Below are 18,028 nucleotides of genomic sequence, written 5' to 3'. Positions count from 1 at the left end.
TCATATTTGCTTGTGTAAGTTTCTTTATTTAATATTATCATTCAATTAACAAATTTAAAATTTGTAATCAAATTGTAATAATAAGCATAGCTCAATTAATAAATATAGAGTAATTTTAGTCAAAATTCAAGTAAAAACACACTTCATCTTTTCATTTTACTGTGAAACGAATTAGAATATGATACATTTCACAGATAAAACACAGTATTATTTCATTATACATTAGGAGGAAATTATTTGCATCGGACTCGAGTATGAGCTACGTACCAAATATTATTTCATCATTTCTAATTGCATTCTATATTCTATTCCATGGAATAATTGGTTTAACCAGTTACTATACTTAACAAGGTTCTTTTCAGCCGTTAAAATATCTATAAATTGAAATTTCAAACGTGATCCTTGCGGTTTTTGTGCTAATTTCGTTAAATGATAACTTGCGATTGTACCGATTTGCGGGTAGCTACCTAACGTATAATGATCATTTAATAAGATAATAGGTGTGCCATCACGCTTAATTTGTATCGTTCCTTTTTTGACAGTCTGATACGGCGGCATATCTTCATAAAAAGCTTTGATTTTTTCACCTTCAAGCATCATTCCCATGCGATTTGCTTTGCTCGTTACTTTATAATCATGTTTCACAAATCTTTGAATGGCATCTTCTTTAAAATCTTCCGTACCTTTATTTTTAACGACATGAAATACATCAGACATATAATTAAATGACAAGGCGTATCCATCAATACCCCAATCTGTTTGTTTCGTGTGAGCAAGGTTTTCAAATAACTTATGATGACGAGCTGTATAATCTCTCTTAAGCTTTATTTCATCGCCATCTTGTAATGTTCTACCTTTAAAACCACCAATTTTTACATTAAAGTCGGTTGAGTTAGATCCTAACCATGCATCTAATTCAAATCCGCCTCCCACAGCTAAATACACTCGCGATGTATAACTTGTTTCTCTAAACTTTAAAACATCGCCTTTATCTAACAAATACAATTTATATGGAGATATAGTCATATGCTCAGTGTAAGCTTTGACATTACCCCCTGCTAATGCAATCAGCGTAGGTTCTGTAAAACGAATCGTTGCCATTTTATTAGTCATTTCCAAAGTTGCTTCATTCTTGTCATTAGCAACTAATCGATTAGCAATTTCATGTGCTAAAGTATCAAGTGCACCACATGGAATTACACCATCATGTTCATATCCCCTTCTACCAAAGTCCTGAAAGCTACTGAATAAGCCACTTTTTTCAATTATGATTGACATCTTTAAACGCTCCTACTTCTAATTCATTTTCATTGATAGGTCTAAATTTAATATTATCGCCTAACTTTAAGCGTGCGAAATCTGATTCTTTCGGATTAAAAAGTGATAATGGTGTATAACCAATAACTAACCAATCATTAATTGTATCCGTTGTTACAATACCGCATTTTTTCCCTTCAAGTACTACAGAACCAGCTGGAATGAATTTTTTCTGTTTACTCGTGTGATTAATATACAATTTCTTATTTAATCCAGTTAAATAAGGAAACCCAGGTGAATATCCCATCATCGAAACAAAATATTGCGCCTTAGAATGTAATTCAATAAAAGTTTCTAGCTTGATTTTGTAATGTTTTAAAAGTGATTCTAAATCCGGACCATATTTCGAACCATACACAATTGGTATTTCAATCAAATCTTGCTGGTTAAAATCATGTTTTATGTTTAAATGAATCGATTCTATTAGTGCTTTCATGTATAAAAAAGGTGATTGTATATTATGGTGTTTAATCATATCCCTTGCGTCATAGACAATCATCATGTCTGATTCTGATGGCACAATTTCTATAATAAATGGATAATTTTGTTCAATTAAATATGAGCGAAGTGTTAATAAATCTTCGGTTAAACTTTTAGATACTTCTTTTTCAATTGCGACTACAATGGCTTGGTCACCTTGACTATATATTTTCATTTGTACACCTCTTCAATATTTGGTTACTTTACTTTGATTTTTAATTATAGAATCGATTGAATAGTTCATTTTACCTACTCACTAAATTTACTGGTGATACATTAAATCCATTGCCCGCACAACAAAAGGCATGAGTTCGTGAATTAATGCGTATACAAGGATAAAGCTTATAACAGTAGTAATTGTTGCTATCAAACGAACAACATATATTCTATTTTCAGATAGCAATCGATTCACTAATCGATAATTTACGTATACAAGAATTAACAACAGCACAATATAAACAATAATCATATTTGGCCCCATTTAATTTTTAAATTTGTTTTCACATCATTTTCTACATTATTATCATACTAATTTTAAAGGCAAAGGTGGACATCGGCAACCTCTCGTAAACTATTTATCAAAAATAAACGTATCTCATTGTTATGATATTTATAAATCAATTCGTTTTTATTAAAGTCTTTTTCAACAAGTTTGTCACTATCTATTAAATAATCACGCATGCATCCTTTTAAGAAATCATCTTTATAACTTGGTGTGTACCATTTTCCATCCTCTTCAATGACAATGTTGCCAATATCAAATTCAAGGACCTTGCCGTCCTCTGAAGTTAGCAATATTAAATCTGTTTCATGATTGTGAGCTAAATGCTTTCGTTCTGTCGTTTTATTTTTTATAAAAGTTGGATTAACTACTTTGGGCAACACTTGAAATTTTGCTGTAAAACTACTTTTCTCAGGTAAAGGTGACACTATCGTTTCAAATTTACTTTCAGCATTTAATACGATTTTAAGTCTATATTGACCACTGTGATACTTTGTTGTTACATCGTTTAATTCATTTCGCCATGCATGTTCATCAAATTTAAAGTTTAATCGCTCAGAAGAACATTTTATGCGATTAGTATGATAAGTAAGTCTAGGGATATGTCCATTATCAATTTTCATTGTTTCAAATAATTGCATTATAACATCTCCAAAATCTTGGTTTTTGCGTAAAATTCATTCACTTCATCTTTTGGCTTAGAATCAATTGTAATACCTGCTCCGACTCCATAAATCGCTTGTCCATATTTATACTCAATAGTACGAATCGGAATATTAAAAATCATTTTATCATCTTCAGTTGGAAGTAATAGTCCAATTGCTCCGCAGTATATACCACGAGGTGAACTTTCTAATTGTTTAATATATTTCATTGTATTCAGTTTCGGTGCACCTGTAATCGAACCACAAGGAAATAACGATGTTAAAATTTGAGTTAAGTCTGTATTATTTTTTAAAGTTCCACTTACCATCGAAGTCATTTGAAATACAGTTTTATATGCCTCAATAAAAAATAGTTTATACACCTTAATTGAGCCACTCTGTGATATTCTCCCTATATCGTTTCTTAGTAAATCAACAATCATGACATTTTCTGCACGATCTTTCGAAGAAGTTTGCAATGTTTTATAATACTGTTGATCTTCAGCTTCCATTTTACCTCTAGGCATTGTCCCTTTCATCGGTTTGCTTATGATAACGTTATCGACATTGTTAAATTGTCCTTTTTGAAAAAATAATTCTGGTGAGATAGACGCTACTTGGATTTCATCTGTTTGTAATAACGCAGTATAATTACCATTACTAAATTGAGTTAATCGTTCATATAAAGTACTAATAGGATAATAAATGTTATCTGTTAAGCGCGCCGTATAGTTCACTTGATACGTTTCGCCTTCAACAATTGCTTGTTGGACACGTTTAATATTAGTCATCATAACCTCAGAAGATTCAACAAATGAAAAATGATGCTTTGATACATAAGAAGTTTGATGTTCATATGTTGAATTTATGCTTTCCGCTTTTTCAAAACTATAAGCTACTGCATAAATATCATCTTTAGCTAATGAATGTGTACACATAACATGATTAAAATACTTTGCCGCTTCGTAACTTAAATATAACGAGACATATCTACCTTGTCGTTGCTGCGCTTGTGCAAAGTGTATCACTTCTCCCACATCAGCCAACTTAGTAGCAACATACTTCTTTATAAATCCCTTTAATTGAATATGGTATTGCTTATATTCATTTTCAGTTAAATAGTAGCGATAATTATATTCTATTCTCACAGTAATCACCTACCTTCGATAAAAATAATTCAACTTGTCGATAACCGTATTCACTCAAAATAGATTCAGGATGATATTGCACACCAAAAACCGGAAATCTAATATGCTCAAATGCCATAATAATCGCTTCATCGTTTTTTGCTGTAATCTTTAAGCAATTTGGAAAAGTCGCTCCGTCAGCAATTAATGAATGATAACGCATTACATTGAAATTTTGAGGCAGTCCTTGAAAAATACCTTCATTGGTATGGCGTAACTGTGTAGTATGTCCGTGTACAGGATGATAGCCGTGAATGATATTTCCACCAAAATAAGACACGATACATTGAAATCCTAAACATACACCTAGTATAGGTACACGCTGATAAAATTGTTCTAACACTTCATTCAAGATAGGATAATCATCCGGATTACCCGGCCCAGGCGAAATAACAATTGCTTTTGGCTTCATATTAATGACGTCTTCTATCAGCAGATTATCAATACCAACAACTTGAACTGTTAGTTTCGTTTGAGTCTTAATATAGTCTATTAAATTATATGTAAATGAATCATTATTATCTATGACTAGAATCATTGTATACTCCGTTCTAAATGTGTTTTATTTTTATAATATGTATTGGATGTAGCTAAAACTTTAAAAGCATTGTCATTATCCTGACCTTGATTTTAACTAATATATGGTATATTCTATTCATCGTACATAAATGAATATCAGAGGTTCCTAGCTGAAACCCTCTATAAAAAACTAGACATTGAAATTTCAAACATTCGTTGGTAAACCTTTAATATATATTATAGGAGCAACCCATTTCTTTCGTCTATCTTTTATGGAGATAGGCTTTTTTTATTTTATAAATTAAAAACGGGCTTATCAATGCCATTAACCTCTTTATTAATATTATTAATGATAGGAGCAATTACAAAATGGAAAGTGTATTAAATAATGAAAAAGCCATCGTTGTCTTTAGTGGTGGTCAAGACAGTACAACATGTCTCTTTTATGCAAAAAAACATTTCAAAGAAGTTGAACTCGTAACGTTTAATTATGGCCAAAGACATGATACTGAAATTGAAGTCGCAAAACAAATTGCACAAGATCAAGGAATGAAACATCACGTTTTAGATATGTCATTATTATCACAACTTACTCCAAACGCATTAACACAACATGATATGGAAATTACTAATAATGAAGATGGTATACCTAATACATTTGTTCCAGCTAGAAATTTACTTTTCTTGTCGTTTGCAGGCGCTCTAGCTTATCAAATTGGGGCTAAGCATATTATTACAGGCGTATGTGAAACAGACTTTTCAGGCTACCCAGACTGTCGCGATAGTTTTATAAAATCAATGAACGTAACATTAAGCCTAGCTATGGACAAAGATTTTGTCATTCATACTCCTTTAATGTGGTTAAACAAAGCAGAAACGTGGAAATTAAGTGATGAACTCGAAGTTTTAGATTATATTCGTACAAAAACATTAACATGCTATAACGGTATCATTGGGGATGGCTGTGGTGAATGTCCAGCTTGTCATTTACGTCAACGTGGACTAAATCAATATCTTGAAAGTAAAGGAGCGCTTTAAAATGTTACAACAAATCTATCCTAGTACAACGCATCCATATCAATTCGAATTAAATAAAGATTTTAATTTTTCGGCTGCACATCACATTCCTTGTCAAGAAGCAGGTATTTGTCAAAATGTCCATGGTCATACTTACTTTGTTAATTTAACAATTGTCGGTGATAAACTAGATGACACTGGCTTCTTAGTGAACTTTAGCCATTTGAAAAAGATGATACACGGTAAATTTGACCATCAACTGTTAAATAACTTACCTGCTTTTAAAAATAAAATCCCTTCAACTGAAATCGTAGCGGAAACAATTTATCAAATTGTTAAAGAAAATTTGGCATCGCTCGAACACCAACCAAAATGTATTCAAGTATTTGTAAGAGAAACACCAACAAGTTATGTTGTATTTAGACCAAAGGAACAGGTGTAACTAATGGCTAAAATTCCTGTACTCGAAATATTCGGTCCAACCATTCAGGGTGAAGGTCGAGTAATCGGTAGAAAAACGATGTTTGTGAGAACAGCTGGATGTGATTATCGCTGTAGCTGGTGTGATTCTGCATTTACTTGGGATGGTAGTGCTAAAGGCGATATAAAACTCATGACCGCTGAAGAAATTTATGATGAATTAAAACGAATTGGTGGCGATTTATTTAATCACGTTACAATTTCTGGTGGTAACCCAGCATTAATTAAAGGTATCCAAGAGTTAGTTGACTTATTTCAAGATAAAGGTATTTTCAGCGCACTGGAGACACAAGGCAGTAAATTCCAACCTTGGATGACACAAATTGATGATTTAACGATTAGTCCAAAACCACCAAGTTCAACTATGACACCTGATTTAAAAAAGTTAGATGAAGTGATTACACAATGCGTACCTTCCTCATTAAACTTAAAAGTAGTTGTATTCGACGATAAAGATTATGATTTTGCCAAAATGATACACCACCGTTATCCAGATATTCCCTTCTATTTACAAGTTGGTAACCCATATTTATCAGACAGCGTAGATAATCATACCGAAAAGTTGTTAGAACGCTACGAGCAGTTGGTGGATTTAGTTATGCAAAGTAATGATATGAATCACGTTTATGTGTTACCACAACTTCATACATTACTTTGGAGTAATAAAAAAGGTGTATAAAGGATAACTTATTTTACTTTTTACAAGTCATATCTAATGAATAACAATATATTAATTGATATAATAGTTGATTGAAGTATAACGAACAGGAGTCCATCATGATTGTATATATATTAATTAATATTGCTATCGTCGTACTTATAACTGGATTCAATTTATATAGGCATCAAATGCAACATTTATCATTAAGTGCAATGTTGTTATCTATTACGATAAACGCCTTTATAAATACATTCATAATTGATAAATATAACTTTATTACTCTGTGTACTATAACGATGTTTATCATTTGGACGATACTACAGTTTCACATTGATAAAAAATTAAAACCTGTATACATTACAGACCAAAAATTTATTGCTATCATATTAACGATTGTTGTCAGTTTAACGCAACGTGTTACCGACTTTTCAAGTACACAATCAATATATATGTCTATTCCATTTTTAGCCCCTGCCATTTTCATCATTGGTGGTATTATGTTGTTTATTTCAACATTTAATAGCTTAGATGAAATTGCTGAAAATAATAACAAAATAAAGAAACTAATGATTAAAGGACTTATCATTATTAACATTTCATTTATCGTTATGATGGTTTTAACACCATATTGGTACTTGTATTTAATCGTCTATCTTATTTTCTTGTTGTTTTTATTGTGGCAAAAGGTTTATAAATTTTAATACCAAAACTATAAAACACTTCTGATATTCTTAGTTCAAAATATCAGAAGTGTTTTATAGTGTTATCTAGTTCAGATAAATATTTTCTCACCTAAAAAAATGCCCTCCTCTTATTTTGACTCCTATTTATTTAAATCAGACAATTATTTTCATTTTCAAATTATTCTTTCTTCAATATTAGTTAAGCGATATTTAAACGAAGTTAAGAATTAGTTAATGGCATATTATTTGCCTTCATTTTAAACTTAACTTATCAAATTGAAGAAATGAGGAGTTAGCATGAATACAAAATATTTTTTAGCAGCTGGTGCTGTTATCACAACATTAGCTTTAGGTGCTTGTGGTAATTCTAATTCACAAGATCAAGGTAACAAAACTGAACAAAAAACAAAGTCAGAAGATAGCAATGTTAAAACTGATAAAACAAAACACCTAACAGGTACATTCAGTTCTAAAAACGGTGAAACTGTTGAAGGTAAAGCTGAGATTAAAAATGGTAAATTAATGCTTACTAACTACAAATCATCAAAAGGTCCAGATTTATACGTCTACCTAACAAAAAATGGCGACATTAAAAACGGTAAAGAAATCGCAATGGTTGACTACGATAAAGAAAAACAAACATTTGATCTTAAAAATGTAGATTTAAGCAAATATGATGAAGTAACAATCTATTGTAAAAAAGCTCACGTCATCTTCGGCGGCGCTAAATTAAAATAATCAATTTCTGAGTTAAACTTTTATTTACAACATACTATTACTATACATTACAAATTTTAAAAATATACATTACACTCATTACTCAATGGAAAGCGTATGATTTCACAGCCCCCCTAGCTTGTAGAAATCATACTTTCCTTTTTTCAATATATATACAACTATTAAATCCCATAAGATTGTAGAGCACATAAGTAAATTTTTTTAGAGCTTGAGGTTTGTTTAGCTTAAGCAGCCCATGAGCTCAAACACTTCCTGTTCACATAACACTACAAATCGCATTATGTTGCTTAATCTTATGTTTATATAAATTACACACAATAAATAGAAAGAATGTGAACATCATGAATAAATTATTGCTACTCGTTACATTTATCATTCGTGTGGGTTCAGGTATTGTTATGTTAATGCAAGGCTACGAAAAATTAACGGGCGGATTTACGCTGAAAGGTTTAGTACCAGTCATCGCTAACAATACTGATTCACCAGATTGGTATAAGTGGTTTTTCGCAAATATAGTTGCACATACGACGTCATTATTTGATATTGTTGTCCCACTCGGAGAGATTGCAATTGGATTAGGTTTAATTTTTGGAGTTTTTGCATATGCTGCTAGTTTCTTTGGAGCCTTTGTTATGATAAATTATATCTTAGCAGATATGATATTTACGTATCCTCTTCAATTAACTTTCTTTATCCTTTTACTAATGAGTCACTCATTGTTAAAACAGATTTCACTTAAAGAAATCATTAATTACTTTAGAGGTCGTAAGAACAGAGGTGAAAAAATAGATGACCCACTTACTGATCGTGGATGATGAACAAGACATTGTAGACATTTGTCAAACCTATTTTGAATATGAAGGTTACAAAGTAACAACGACAACTAGCGGTAAAGAAGCAATTTCTTTACTATCAAATGATATTGATATCATGGTACTTGATATCATGATGCCAGAAGTTAATGGTTACGACATTGTCAAAGAAATGAAAAGGCAAAAATTAGATATCCCCTTTATCTATTTAACTGCCAAAACACAAGAACATGATACCATTTACGCCTTAACTTTAGGTGCAGATGACTATGTCAAAAAACCATTTAGTCCAAGGGAACTCGTTTTACGTATTAATAATTTACTTACAAGAATGAAGAAATACCATCATCAACCAGTTGAACAACTGTCGTTTGATGAATTAACACTTATTAACTTAAGTAAAGTTGTGACTGTAAATGGTCACGAAGTCCCTATGCGTATTAAGGAATTTGAGTTATTGTGGTATTTAGCTTCTAGAGAAAATGAAGTTATTTCTAAATCAGAATTACTTGAAAAAGTTTGGGGATATGACTATTACGAAGATGCTAATACCGTGAATGTCCATATACACCGTATTAGAGAAAAATTAGAAAAAGAGAGCTTTACAACATATACCATCACAACTGTATGGGGATTAGGATATAAATTTGAAAGGAGCCGATAATGGTGTTATCAATTAGAAGTCAAATCATTATTGGCGTCGTATCGAGTATACTATTAACTTCAACTATTTTAGCAATTGCATATATTTTAATGTGGTTTAACGGCCATATGACACTAACTTTGACCTTAACGACAATAATTACAAGCTGTTTAACCTTATTAATATGTAGTATTTTTATTAATCCACTTATACAAAAAATTAAGCAGTTTAATATAAAAACTAAGCAATTTGCTAACGGAAATTACGCAAGCAATGATAAAACGTTTAATTCACCAAAAGAAATTTATGAATTAAATCAATCTTTTAATAAAATGGCTTCTGAAATTACGCAACAAATGAATCAAATTAAATCCGAACAACAAGAAAAAACAGAACTGATTCAAAACTTAGCCCATGATTTAAAAACACCTTTAGCAAGCATTATTTCATATTCTGAAGGACTACGTGATGGTATAATCACAAAGGATCATGAGATTAAAGAGTCATACGACATATTAATTAAACAAGCAAACAGATTATCAACATTATTTGATGATATGACTCATATTATCACTTTAAATACAGGTAAAACATATCCCCCAGAATTAATACAACTAGACCAATTACTTGTATCAATATTGCAACCATATGAGCAACGTATCAAACATGAAAACCGCACATTAGAAGTGAATTTCTGTAGCGAAATTGATGCATTTTATCAATATCGAACGCCACTTGAGCGTATTTTAACAAACTTACTTGATAATGCGCTAAAATTTTCAAATGTTGGTAGTCGCATTGATATTAATATTAGTGAAAACAAAGATCAAGATACAATCGACATTGCTATTAGCGATGAAGGTATTGGCATTATACCAGAACTACAAGAACGTATATTCGAACGTACATTCAGAGTAGAAAACTCTCGTAATACAAAAACGGGTGGTTCTGGATTAGGCTTATATATAGCTAATGAACTCGCGCAACAAAATAACGCAAAAATCAGTGTAAGCAGTGATATAGATGTAGGAACTACGATGACTGTAACATTACACAAATTAGACATTACGTCATAATCCGATTTATTTATAAAATAAAATGCAAAGACTAAAAAGAAGCTCCCATTAATGAGGGCTTCTTTTTTTGTTTATTTAGAATAAACTTTATGGGTATCCTTCTCATCATTTTCAATACTTGAAAGATTTGTAGCTTGAATAATATATTTAGGACGTGCCTTAACTTCATAATATATCCTGCCAATATATTCACCTACAACACCAATTGAAATTAACTGTATGCCGCCTAATAATAAAATAGCTGCAATCGTTGAAAAATATCCTGGAATATTAACACCAGATATCATAATATTGATGAATAAATAGATAATATATAGCACGCTTATTGAAAAGATAAACAAGCCAAGATAAATCATCATTCTCAAAGGTTTACTATTAAAGGAAATCAATCCATCAATACCATAATTAAATAACTTTTTAAAGGACCACTTAGATTCCCCTTTTTGTCTCTCAACATTTTGATACGTAAACACTTTAGTATTATAGCCTATCCATTCAAATAACCCTTTTGAAAATCGATTATATTCTTCAAGTGATGCAATGGATTTAACAGCTCTTTGGCTTAAAAGTCTAAAATCACCAACACCATCATCAAATTGTACTTCTTCTACAAAGCAATTAACTAACTTATAATACAAATGGCTTAATGTTTTGCGACTAAAATTTTCACCACTTCTATCACGCTTTGCAATCACTTGATCATAGCCTTCCATAAAACCTTCAACCATTTTCGGAATATATTCAGGTGGATGTTGCAAATCACAATCTATCATGATGACTGCATCAAATTCAGTACTATGCTGGTAACCTGCAATCATAGCTGCTTCTTTTCCAAAATTTCTACTAAAAGAAATAAAGCTGACATGCCTATCTATTGTGGCAAGATGTTGCATTTCATCTATAGTGGTATCCGTACTACCATCATCTATGAAAAGCATATTATAATCATAGCCTTTCACACTACTATCTTGTGAAAGTATTTCAGTTAATTGTTGATGTGTTTGTGTAATGACTTCCCCTTCATTAAAACAAGGAATGACGACTCTAATTTTCATCTATGTCCATCCTTTTTATTTAAAAGATTTTGAATGTACCTGAGTATTGTTTTATCAAATAGTAAAAACCAACTCATTTATTTTAATGTACACATTAAAAGGCATTCATAAACGTAAAATTTAACATCCAGTTATTTTAAATCCCCGATTTTCACATCATCTGGATTTTTACCTTGTCTTGCGTTTCTATTTAAAGCATCAATTTCAGCTACTTCTGTTAATTCTAAATTAAAATCTAAAATATCTATATTTTCTTGAATGCGTTTAGGTGTCTGAGATTTTGGAATAATAATTCTATTGTGTGCTAAATGCCAACGTAATACAACTTGTGCTGGTGTTTTATGATATTTTTCAGCAATTTTAACAATGACAGGGTTGTCTAGTAGTCCTCTATTTCTCATCAAAGGCATCCATGCAGTCACTTTAATATCGTGACGATCACAAAATTCTTGTAATTCTTGTTGGTTAAAATATGGATGTACCTCAATTTGATTCACCATTGGTTTGATACTTGATTGAGCCATTAATTTTTCTAGATGATGAACATTAAAATTACATACACCTATTGCTTTTACCTTACCTTGCTCGTAAAGTTCTTCCATAGCTTTATATGTTTCTAAAAATAGACCATCTGCTTCACAAGGCCAATGTATTAGAAATAAATCAAGATAATCAGTTTGTAAATTTTCAATCGATTTATTGAAATATTCGAATGTATTCTCATAACCTTGATAGTCATTCCATAACTTCGTTGTTATAAACAAATCTTCTCTATCGACGCCATTATCCTTTAATGCTCGTCCTAGTGAAGCCTCATTATCATAAAAGTATGCTGTATCAAACGCTCTATAGCCTGCGTCAATTGCAGCATTTACAACTTTAGTCATATCTTCGTCAGAGATTTTATAAACACCTAATCCAACTGAAGGCATCGGGTATCCATTATTTAATATTTGTATCTCATTCAACATCTTTATATCTCTCCAATCTATGTATCTTTTATATCTTTACATTACCCTAAATTTTTCAACAAACTCAATTAATACGAATTATCGCTTTCAATAAAAAATATTCATTAAATCATTAAAGATATTGAGTTCCAATACTATTTTCACTTTTCATTAATTTTAGTCAAAAAAATAACCAACCAAAAATGAATTAAATCATTCTTAGTTGGTTTATATATTAATATCTATTCTGATTTTTCATCTTCATCAGACTGTCCGATAGTAGGTCTCGCTTCATTAAATTCATAGTTTAATATCACCCAAATAATTTGGTGGTTATCGATTTCTGAAACAACCCAGCGATCATAAGTTGTATCCACGTAATCATCTTTTTGTAAATTGGTATTACGAGATTGTAACCATCCACCTATCGTATCAATATCCTCAGAGTCATCAAATTCTATACCGAACTCTTCAGTTAAATCATCCAATAGTACTCTGCCATTTACTTGGAATGTCTTATTATCAATTTTAACGATATCATTCACTTCATCATCATCAAATTCATCACGAATTTCTCCAACGATTTCTTCTAAAATATCTTCCATCGTTAAAATACCTGCCGTTCCACCATATTCATCTATAATAAGACTCATATGTACATGTTCACGTTGCATTCTAATTAATGCATCACTGATACGTGTTGTCTCTGAAATCATTGGCAACTCATGTATATAGTTTGCTATTTTAATCGTTTTTCCAGAAGCGTATTCAGTTAAAAATTCTTTGACGTTAATAAATCCTTTAATGTGGTCTTTATCACCATCATCAGTAATTGGATAACGCGTAAATTGATGTTCTTTTATTGTTTCTAGTAATTCGTCTACATTAAAAGGTTCATTTAGTGTAATCATTTGAGTTCTAGGTACCATTATATCTTTTGCATGTCTTTCATCGAATGAAAAGATATTTTGCATATATGCCAATTCAGTTTGGTTGATTTCTCCACCATTATAACTATTGTTAATAATAATTTTGATTTCTTCTTCTGACATTGCATCAGTTTGGGCATCAGGATTTACACCAAACATTCTAATAATAACACGTGCAGAACCATTCATCAGCCAAATCAATGGTTTCATAATGTTACCGAAATAGAACAATGGTCTTGCATATACTAAAGCAAGCTTTTCAGTATGTTGAATCGCTATAGATTTAGGCGCTAATTCACCAAGTACTACATGCAAATACGTAACGATTATAAATGACACTGCAAACGAAATCGTCGTCGTTAATGCAGTTGGTAAATTGATTGCTTCAAATATCGGGTGTAATAGCTTTTCAAACGTTGGTTCACCAAGCCAACCTAACCCTAAAGATGTTACTGTTATACCTAACTGACAAGCAGAAAGATAATAATCTAGATTAGCAATCATCTTTTTTACTATTTTAGCAGGTTTATTTCCTTCATCTGCTAGCTGTTCAATTCTTGTTGCTCTAATTTTTACTAATGCAAATTCTGAACCAACAAATACAGTGGTTAATGCAATTAATAGAATAAATATAATCAAACTAATTATGGTCGAAGTTTCCAATTAATTCCCTATTTCTAGGGATTCACCTCCATGTTATATGTGTCACTCATGGGTAACACGCATTCAAATTTATCACTATGACTTAAATTACAACTACATGTTATCGCCTTCCCATTTAGACACCCCCAGAAAAAAATGTTATTGCTTCTATTTTATCATAATATAAAGTGCTTATGTTAACAGATTAAATCTATTGCATACATTTAATTATGATTATTTATTAGCTAAATGTGTGAACCTTACCTTGTTTTATTGTAGATTTTACATTCATATCATCATCTAGAATAACAAGATCTGCATCCTTATTTACTTTAATACTACCTTTTCTATCATCGATACCTAATGCAATGGCTTGATTTAAACTTGTTACTCGCCATAAATGATCTAATGTATCACCTGTAAATGATATTAAGTTACGTAACCCATGATTCATTTTTAAAATACTACCAGCAAGCGCACCATTTGCAAGACGTGCTTGTTGCGATTGAACAGTTACTTTTTGTCCACCCAAATCATATTCTCCTTCAGGCATACCTTTTGCACGCATTGCATCGGTAATTAAATAAAAACGTTCATTACCTTTCATACGGTAAGCAATAGCAACCGATGCCGGATGAGAATGTGTGCCATCAACAATCATTTCGGTATGTAGAGCATCATTCAACCATGCTGCTCCAAAAACACCTGGTTCTCTATGCTGGAATGGCGTCGCTGCATTATATAAATGCGTGACATGTTTAGCTCCTCGCTCAACAGCTTCGACTGCTTCTTCGTATGTTGCCACTGTATGACCAATTGAAAAAATAATGTCATCTTTATACGTTTCAAGCGCTTCTTTTGCACCTTCAACTTCAGGTGCAAACGTCATAATCTTTATTAATCTGTTAGCAGTCTCTTGAAAATGTTTAATTTTATCGATAAATGGGCGTACAACGTATTGCGGATGTTGAGCACCAACTTTATTTTCAGATATAAATGGTCCTTCTAAATGTATACCTACAATTTCCGCTGCATTGTGAACATCTTGCTCCGCTTCATATTTAGCAATATTTGTAAGTGCTTTATCTATTTTATCAGTAGATTGCGTCATTGTAGTGGCCAAGTATGATGTCGTCCCTTCAGATAACAAATTTTCGGATAGATATTTTAAGCCATCGTATGACCCATCCATTGCATCTTGACCATAACCACCATGAATATGTATATCAATAAAACCTGGTAATACATGATGACCTTTAGCATCAATCACTTGAATTTTATTTGTCGTATCATTATCAATTGCTGCTTTATCATCCCCTTCTCCAATTGCAACAATCTGTCCATCTTTCACATGAATGTAACCATTATCGATTTTGCCATCTTCAGTATAAACTTTGCCGTTATATATAATTAATTCTGACACGTATAAACCCTTCTTTATTTATAAATTTTCACTTTAAGACACTCATATTTTACTATATCTGCTTCGTTTGGCATAACTTTTTGCAAAATATTAAAAAAGTCTATACATTTGTTGTGTCTATTTCTTCATTCATTTATCTAAAAATAAAAACACCTTCATATCAATTCATAAAAACTGAATTAATAGAAAGTGTTTTTACAGCTTTGTATAAGCTACCGTTAACACGATGTATAAAACTAACATATATTCATTGAACTTACAACTTAATATGAAGCTCTTTGCTAACAATCATTTTACATCATTAAAACTACTCGTCCATTGATTTTGAAGCTTCGATTTCTGTTTCAGTTAACTTGGGTTTGATTAAACCGTAAATTAATGCTGAAACTAATGTACCAACTAGAAGTGCAATAAGAGTTTGAAGTAAGTGTGCACCATCCGTACCAACAATTACAATAATACCACCATGTGGCGCAGTAATTCGTGAACCTAAGCCTAAAGCAATTGCGCCACCTATACCTGAACCAATCATCATTGAAGGAATAACACGTAATGGATCGGCAGCTGCAAATGGAATCGCACCTTCTGTAATAAAGGACATACCCATCACATAGTTAGGGATAATTGAACCACGTTGTTCTTTTGTAAATTTACGTCTGAAAATTAACATCGCTGTCGCAATTGCTAACGGTGGAATCATACCACCAATCATTGCAGCTGTAATTGGTGCTGCATTACCTTCAATCAACGCACCTGTTGCAAAAACATATGCCGCTTTGTTGAATGGACCGCCCATATCAATCGCCATCATAGCGCCAATAACTAAACCTAATAATACAATATTAGAACCTGATAAATTGTTTAATCCATCTAATAACAAATGATTTAACCAAGATGCTGGTGGATTAAAGGCATAAATCATCAATAAGCCTGTAGCTGTTACTGTCAATAGTGGGTAAATTAATGTTGGTTTTAATCCCTCTAATGCTTGTGGTAACTTACGTGTCATCGCTTTAACACCTTGTGTTAAGTAACCTGCTAAGAAACCTGCAATAATACCACCAATAAATCCTGAACCACCTGAAATTGCTAACATACCACCTACAAGACCTGAAGCGAAACCAGGTTTATCCGCAATACTACGTGCAATGAATCCAGATAAAATTGGAATGATTAACGCGAATGCACTTTTACTACCTATGTTCCAAAGCTGCTCTGCAAACGCATTGTACTCTGAGCTTTTTGGATTAAATGAATTTGCTCCAAATAAAAATACAATTGCCATTAAAATACCACCAGATATTACAAGTGGCAACATGTTAGAAACACCGTTCATTAAGTGTTTATAGAAAGCTTTACCTGGGCTTAATTTTTCTTGACTGTCATTTGAGTTACCTTTTCTTTGACCATCACGGGCAACAAAAGGTTTACGACTTGTATCTAATGCTTTATTAATTAATTCTTCTGGGCGTTTAATACCATCTGCTACTGGTACTTCTACGACATTTTTACCATCGAAGCGATCCGTCTCAACATGAACATCAGCAGCAACAATGATACCTGTTGCATTTTCAATATCTTGTTCAGTTAAATGGTTTTTAATGCCGCTTGAACCGTTCGTTTCAACTTTAATTTTAATACCCATTTTATCCGCTTGCTTTTTCAATGCATCACGTGCCATATATGTGTGTGCAATACCTGTTGGACAAGCAGTTACTGCTAACACATATGGCTCATTAGATTGTTTAGATGATTGTTCTGCAGTTGCAACTTGTTGTGCTTCAGCTTCTGCCTCTTCTTCTTTTGTCACTTCATCATCAGCCTCATCTATGATCGCTAGTACTTCTTCAGGTGATGAAGCATGTAATAATTTCTCACGTACATTTTCATCCATTAAAATACCAGACAACTTAGCTAAAGCATCTAGATGTGTTTGGGCGCCACCTTCTGGCGCTGCAATCATAAAGAATAAGTGTGCTGGTTGCATATCCAAACTTTGATAATCTACGCCTGCTTTAGATTTACCAAACGCAATAGCTGGTGACTTAACTGCGGCCACTTTGGCATGTGGAATGGCAATACCTTCGCCGATACCAGTTGTACTTTGTGATTCTCGATTGTGAATCGCTTCCTTAAATGACGCGACATCACTTAATTTACCTGCTTTGTCTAATTGATTTACTAACTCATCAATAACACCATTTTTGTCATTTGCCATTAAATCCATTGCTATCGTATCTTTTGTTAATAACTCTGTTACTCTCATTATT

General features: G+C 32.1%; 19 protein-coding genes. 8 read left to right on the top strand and 11 right to left on the bottom strand.

What is annotated here, in order from left to right; translation table 11 throughout:
- Positions 1 to 273: 273 nt before the first annotated feature.
- The 6 genes from KI230_RS03550 to KI230_RS03525 form a co-directional block, all read right to left on the bottom strand.
- Positions 274 to 1,278 carry a 5-oxoprolinase subunit C family protein gene (locus KI230_RS03550; protein ID WP_000022323.1) on the bottom strand — a complete coding sequence of 335 codons (1,005 nt, stop codon included), beginning with the start codon at positions 1,276 to 1,278 and terminating at the stop codon, positions 274 to 276.
- Positions 1,262 to 1,972, bottom strand: coding sequence for a 5-oxoprolinase subunit B family protein (locus KI230_RS03545; RefSeq protein ID WP_000708692.1), 711 nt, complete (start codon positions 1,970 to 1,972; stop codon positions 1,262 to 1,264). The genes KI230_RS03550 and KI230_RS03545 overlap by 17 nt, the downstream gene beginning before the upstream one ends.
- A gap of 87 nt (positions 1,973 to 2,059) precedes the next feature.
- Complete coding sequence (locus KI230_RS03540) at positions 2,060 to 2,266, bottom strand: hypothetical protein (protein ID WP_001790169.1); 207 nt, start codon at positions 2,264 to 2,266, stop codon at positions 2,060 to 2,062.
- A gap of 65 nt (positions 2,267 to 2,331) precedes the next feature.
- Positions 2,332 to 2,940, bottom strand: coding sequence for an aminotransferase class IV (locus KI230_RS03535; RefSeq protein ID WP_001175781.1), 609 nt, complete (start codon positions 2,938 to 2,940; stop codon positions 2,332 to 2,334).
- Entirely contained in the window at positions 2,940 to 4,091 is a 1,152-nt protein-coding gene (locus tag KI230_RS03530) for a chorismate-binding protein (protein WP_001217790.1), read from the bottom strand. Before KI230_RS03530 ends, KI230_RS03535 begins: the two co-directional genes overlap by 1 nt.
- Positions 4,075 to 4,668 carry an anthranilate synthase component II gene (locus KI230_RS03525; protein ID WP_000604514.1) on the bottom strand — a complete coding sequence of 198 codons (594 nt, stop codon included), beginning with the start codon at positions 4,666 to 4,668 and terminating at the stop codon, positions 4,075 to 4,077. Before KI230_RS03525 ends, KI230_RS03530 begins: the two co-directional genes overlap by 17 nt.
- Positions 4,669 to 5,018: 350 nt before the next feature.
- Here KI230_RS03525 and queC point away from each other — a divergent pair, with 350 nt between their 5' ends.
- The 8 genes from queC to saeS all read left to right on the top strand — a co-directional run bounded on the left by queC (position 5,019) and on the right by saeS (position 10,759).
- Entirely contained in the window at positions 5,019 to 5,687 is a 669-nt protein-coding gene (queC, locus tag KI230_RS03520) for a 7-cyano-7-deazaguanine synthase QueC (RefSeq protein WP_000446724.1), read from the top strand.
- A gap of 1 nt (position 5,688) precedes the next feature.
- Positions 5,689 to 6,108, top strand: coding sequence for a 6-carboxytetrahydropterin synthase QueD (gene queD, locus KI230_RS03515; protein ID WP_045177940.1), 420 nt, complete (start codon positions 5,689 to 5,691; stop codon positions 6,106 to 6,108).
- 3 nt (positions 6,109 to 6,111) lie between these two features.
- Positions 6,112 to 6,825: a 7-carboxy-7-deazaguanine synthase QueE gene (gene queE / locus KI230_RS03510; RefSeq protein WP_001062972.1), complete on the top strand. Its 714-nt coding sequence runs from the start codon at positions 6,112 to 6,114 to the stop codon at positions 6,823 to 6,825.
- A gap of 98 nt (positions 6,826 to 6,923) precedes the next feature.
- Positions 6,924 to 7,508: a hypothetical protein gene (locus KI230_RS03505; protein WP_045177943.1), complete on the top strand. Its 585-nt coding sequence runs from the start codon at positions 6,924 to 6,926 to the stop codon at positions 7,506 to 7,508.
- A 279-nt stretch (positions 7,509 to 7,787) separates the two neighbouring features.
- Positions 7,788 to 8,228, top strand: a complete 441-nt coding sequence (locus KI230_RS03500; RefSeq protein WP_001093553.1) for a DM13 domain-containing protein — start codon at positions 7,788 to 7,790, stop codon at positions 8,226 to 8,228.
- A gap of 341 nt (positions 8,229 to 8,569) precedes the next feature.
- Positions 8,570 to 9,043 carry a DoxX family membrane protein gene (locus KI230_RS03495; protein ID WP_214958321.1) on the top strand — a complete coding sequence of 158 codons (474 nt, stop codon included), beginning with the start codon at positions 8,570 to 8,572 and terminating at the stop codon, positions 9,041 to 9,043.
- A complete protein-coding gene (gene saeR / locus KI230_RS03490) occupies positions 9,018 to 9,704 on the top strand; it encodes a response regulator transcription factor SaeR (protein WP_000149344.1) in 687 nt (228 codons plus the stop codon). The genes KI230_RS03495 and saeR overlap by 26 nt, the downstream gene beginning before the upstream one ends.
- Positions 9,704 to 10,759 carry a two-component system sensor histidine kinase SaeS gene (saeS, locus tag KI230_RS03485; RefSeq protein WP_000244415.1) on the top strand — a complete coding sequence of 352 codons (1,056 nt, stop codon included), beginning with the start codon at positions 9,704 to 9,706 and terminating at the stop codon, positions 10,757 to 10,759. Before saeR ends, saeS begins: the two co-directional genes overlap by 1 nt.
- 71 nt (positions 10,760 to 10,830) lie before the next feature.
- On the opposite strand, the gene csbB is transcribed toward saeS, so the two are convergent.
- The 5 genes from csbB to KI230_RS03460 form a co-directional block, all read right to left on the bottom strand.
- On the bottom strand, positions 10,831 to 11,814 hold the full coding sequence (gene csbB, locus KI230_RS03480; protein ID WP_000702781.1) for a lipoteichoic acid-specific glycosylation protein CsbB: 984 nt from the start codon (positions 11,812 to 11,814) through the stop codon (positions 10,831 to 10,833).
- 131 nt (positions 11,815 to 11,945) lie between these two features.
- Positions 11,946 to 12,785, bottom strand: a complete 840-nt coding sequence (locus KI230_RS03475; RefSeq protein WP_045177947.1) for an aldo/keto reductase — start codon at positions 12,783 to 12,785, stop codon at positions 11,946 to 11,948.
- A 221-nt stretch (positions 12,786 to 13,006) separates the two neighbouring features.
- A complete protein-coding gene (locus KI230_RS03470; RefSeq protein WP_000450257.1) occupies positions 13,007 to 14,356 on the bottom strand; it encodes a hemolysin family protein in 1,350 nt (449 codons plus the stop codon).
- A gap of 220 nt (positions 14,357 to 14,576) precedes the next feature.
- The gene (gene nagA / locus KI230_RS03465) at positions 14,577 to 15,758 is read right to left on the bottom strand and encodes an N-acetylglucosamine-6-phosphate deacetylase (protein ID WP_001292242.1); all 1,182 of its coding nucleotides are present in this window, start codon (positions 15,756 to 15,758) and stop codon (positions 14,577 to 14,579) included.
- A gap of 307 nt (positions 15,759 to 16,065) precedes the next feature.
- Positions 16,066 to 18,024 (bottom strand): PTS fructose transporter subunit IIABC, encoded by a 1,959-nt coding sequence (locus KI230_RS03460; protein ID WP_001266541.1) that lies wholly within the window; start codon positions 18,022 to 18,024, stop codon positions 16,066 to 16,068.
- Positions 18,025 to 18,028: the final 4 nt, after the last annotated feature.

The organism is Staphylococcus sp. MZ3, assembly GCF_018622755.1.
Classification (GTDB): domain Bacteria; phylum Bacillota; class Bacilli; order Staphylococcales; family Staphylococcaceae; genus Staphylococcus; species Staphylococcus aureus.
Note: the sequence above shows the minus strand (reverse complement) of the source record. Positions and strands in the feature narration are given on the sequence as shown.

What these genes read in the sequence shown, in the direction of transcription:
- queD (WP_045177940.1), top strand. Translation starts at nt 5,689, where the DNA reads ATGTTACAACAAATCTATCCTAGTACAACGCATCCATATCAATTCGAA.
- KI230_RS03500 (WP_001093553.1), top strand. Translation starts at nt 7,788, where the DNA reads ATGAATACAAAATATTTTTTAGCAGCTGGTGCTGTTATCACAACATTA.
- KI230_RS03460 (WP_001266541.1), bottom strand. Translation starts at nt 18,024, where the DNA reads ATGAGAGTAACAGAGTTATTAACAAAAGATACGATAGCAATGGATTTA.
- queE (WP_001062972.1), top strand. Translation starts at nt 6,112, where the DNA reads ATGGCTAAAATTCCTGTACTCGAAATATTCGGTCCAACCATTCAGGGT.
- KI230_RS03545 (WP_000708692.1), bottom strand. Translation starts at nt 1,972, where the DNA reads ATGAAAATATATAGTCAAGGTGACCAAGCCATTGTAGTCGCAATTGAA.
- csbB (WP_000702781.1), bottom strand. Translation starts at nt 11,814, where the DNA reads ATGAAAATTAGAGTCGTCATTCCTTGTTTTAATGAAGGGGAAGTCATT.
- KI230_RS03535 (WP_001175781.1), bottom strand. Translation starts at nt 2,940, where the DNA reads ATGCAATTATTTGAAACAATGAAAATTGATAATGGACATATCCCTAGA.
- KI230_RS03525 (WP_000604514.1), bottom strand. Translation starts at nt 4,668, where the DNA reads ATGATTCTAGTCATAGATAATAATGATTCATTTACATATAATTTAATA.
- queC (WP_000446724.1), top strand. Translation starts at nt 5,019, where the DNA reads ATGGAAAGTGTATTAAATAATGAAAAAGCCATCGTTGTCTTTAGTGGT.
- KI230_RS03505 (WP_045177943.1), top strand. Translation starts at nt 6,924, where the DNA reads ATGATTGTATATATATTAATTAATATTGCTATCGTCGTACTTATAACT.
- KI230_RS03495 (WP_214958321.1), top strand. Translation starts at nt 8,570, where the DNA reads ATGAATAAATTATTGCTACTCGTTACATTTATCATTCGTGTGGGTTCA.
- KI230_RS03475 (WP_045177947.1), bottom strand. Translation starts at nt 12,785, where the DNA reads ATGTTGAATGAGATACAAATATTAAATAATGGATACCCGATGCCTTCA.
- KI230_RS03540 (WP_001790169.1), bottom strand. Translation starts at nt 2,266, where the DNA reads ATGATTATTGTTTATATTGTGCTGTTGTTAATTCTTGTATACGTAAAT.
- saeR (WP_000149344.1), top strand. Translation starts at nt 9,018, where the DNA reads ATGACCCACTTACTGATCGTGGATGATGAACAAGACATTGTAGACATT.
- saeS (WP_000244415.1), top strand. Translation starts at nt 9,704, where the DNA reads ATGGTGTTATCAATTAGAAGTCAAATCATTATTGGCGTCGTATCGAGT.
- KI230_RS03550 (WP_000022323.1), bottom strand. Translation starts at nt 1,278, where the DNA reads ATGTCAATCATAATTGAAAAAAGTGGCTTATTCAGTAGCTTTCAGGAC.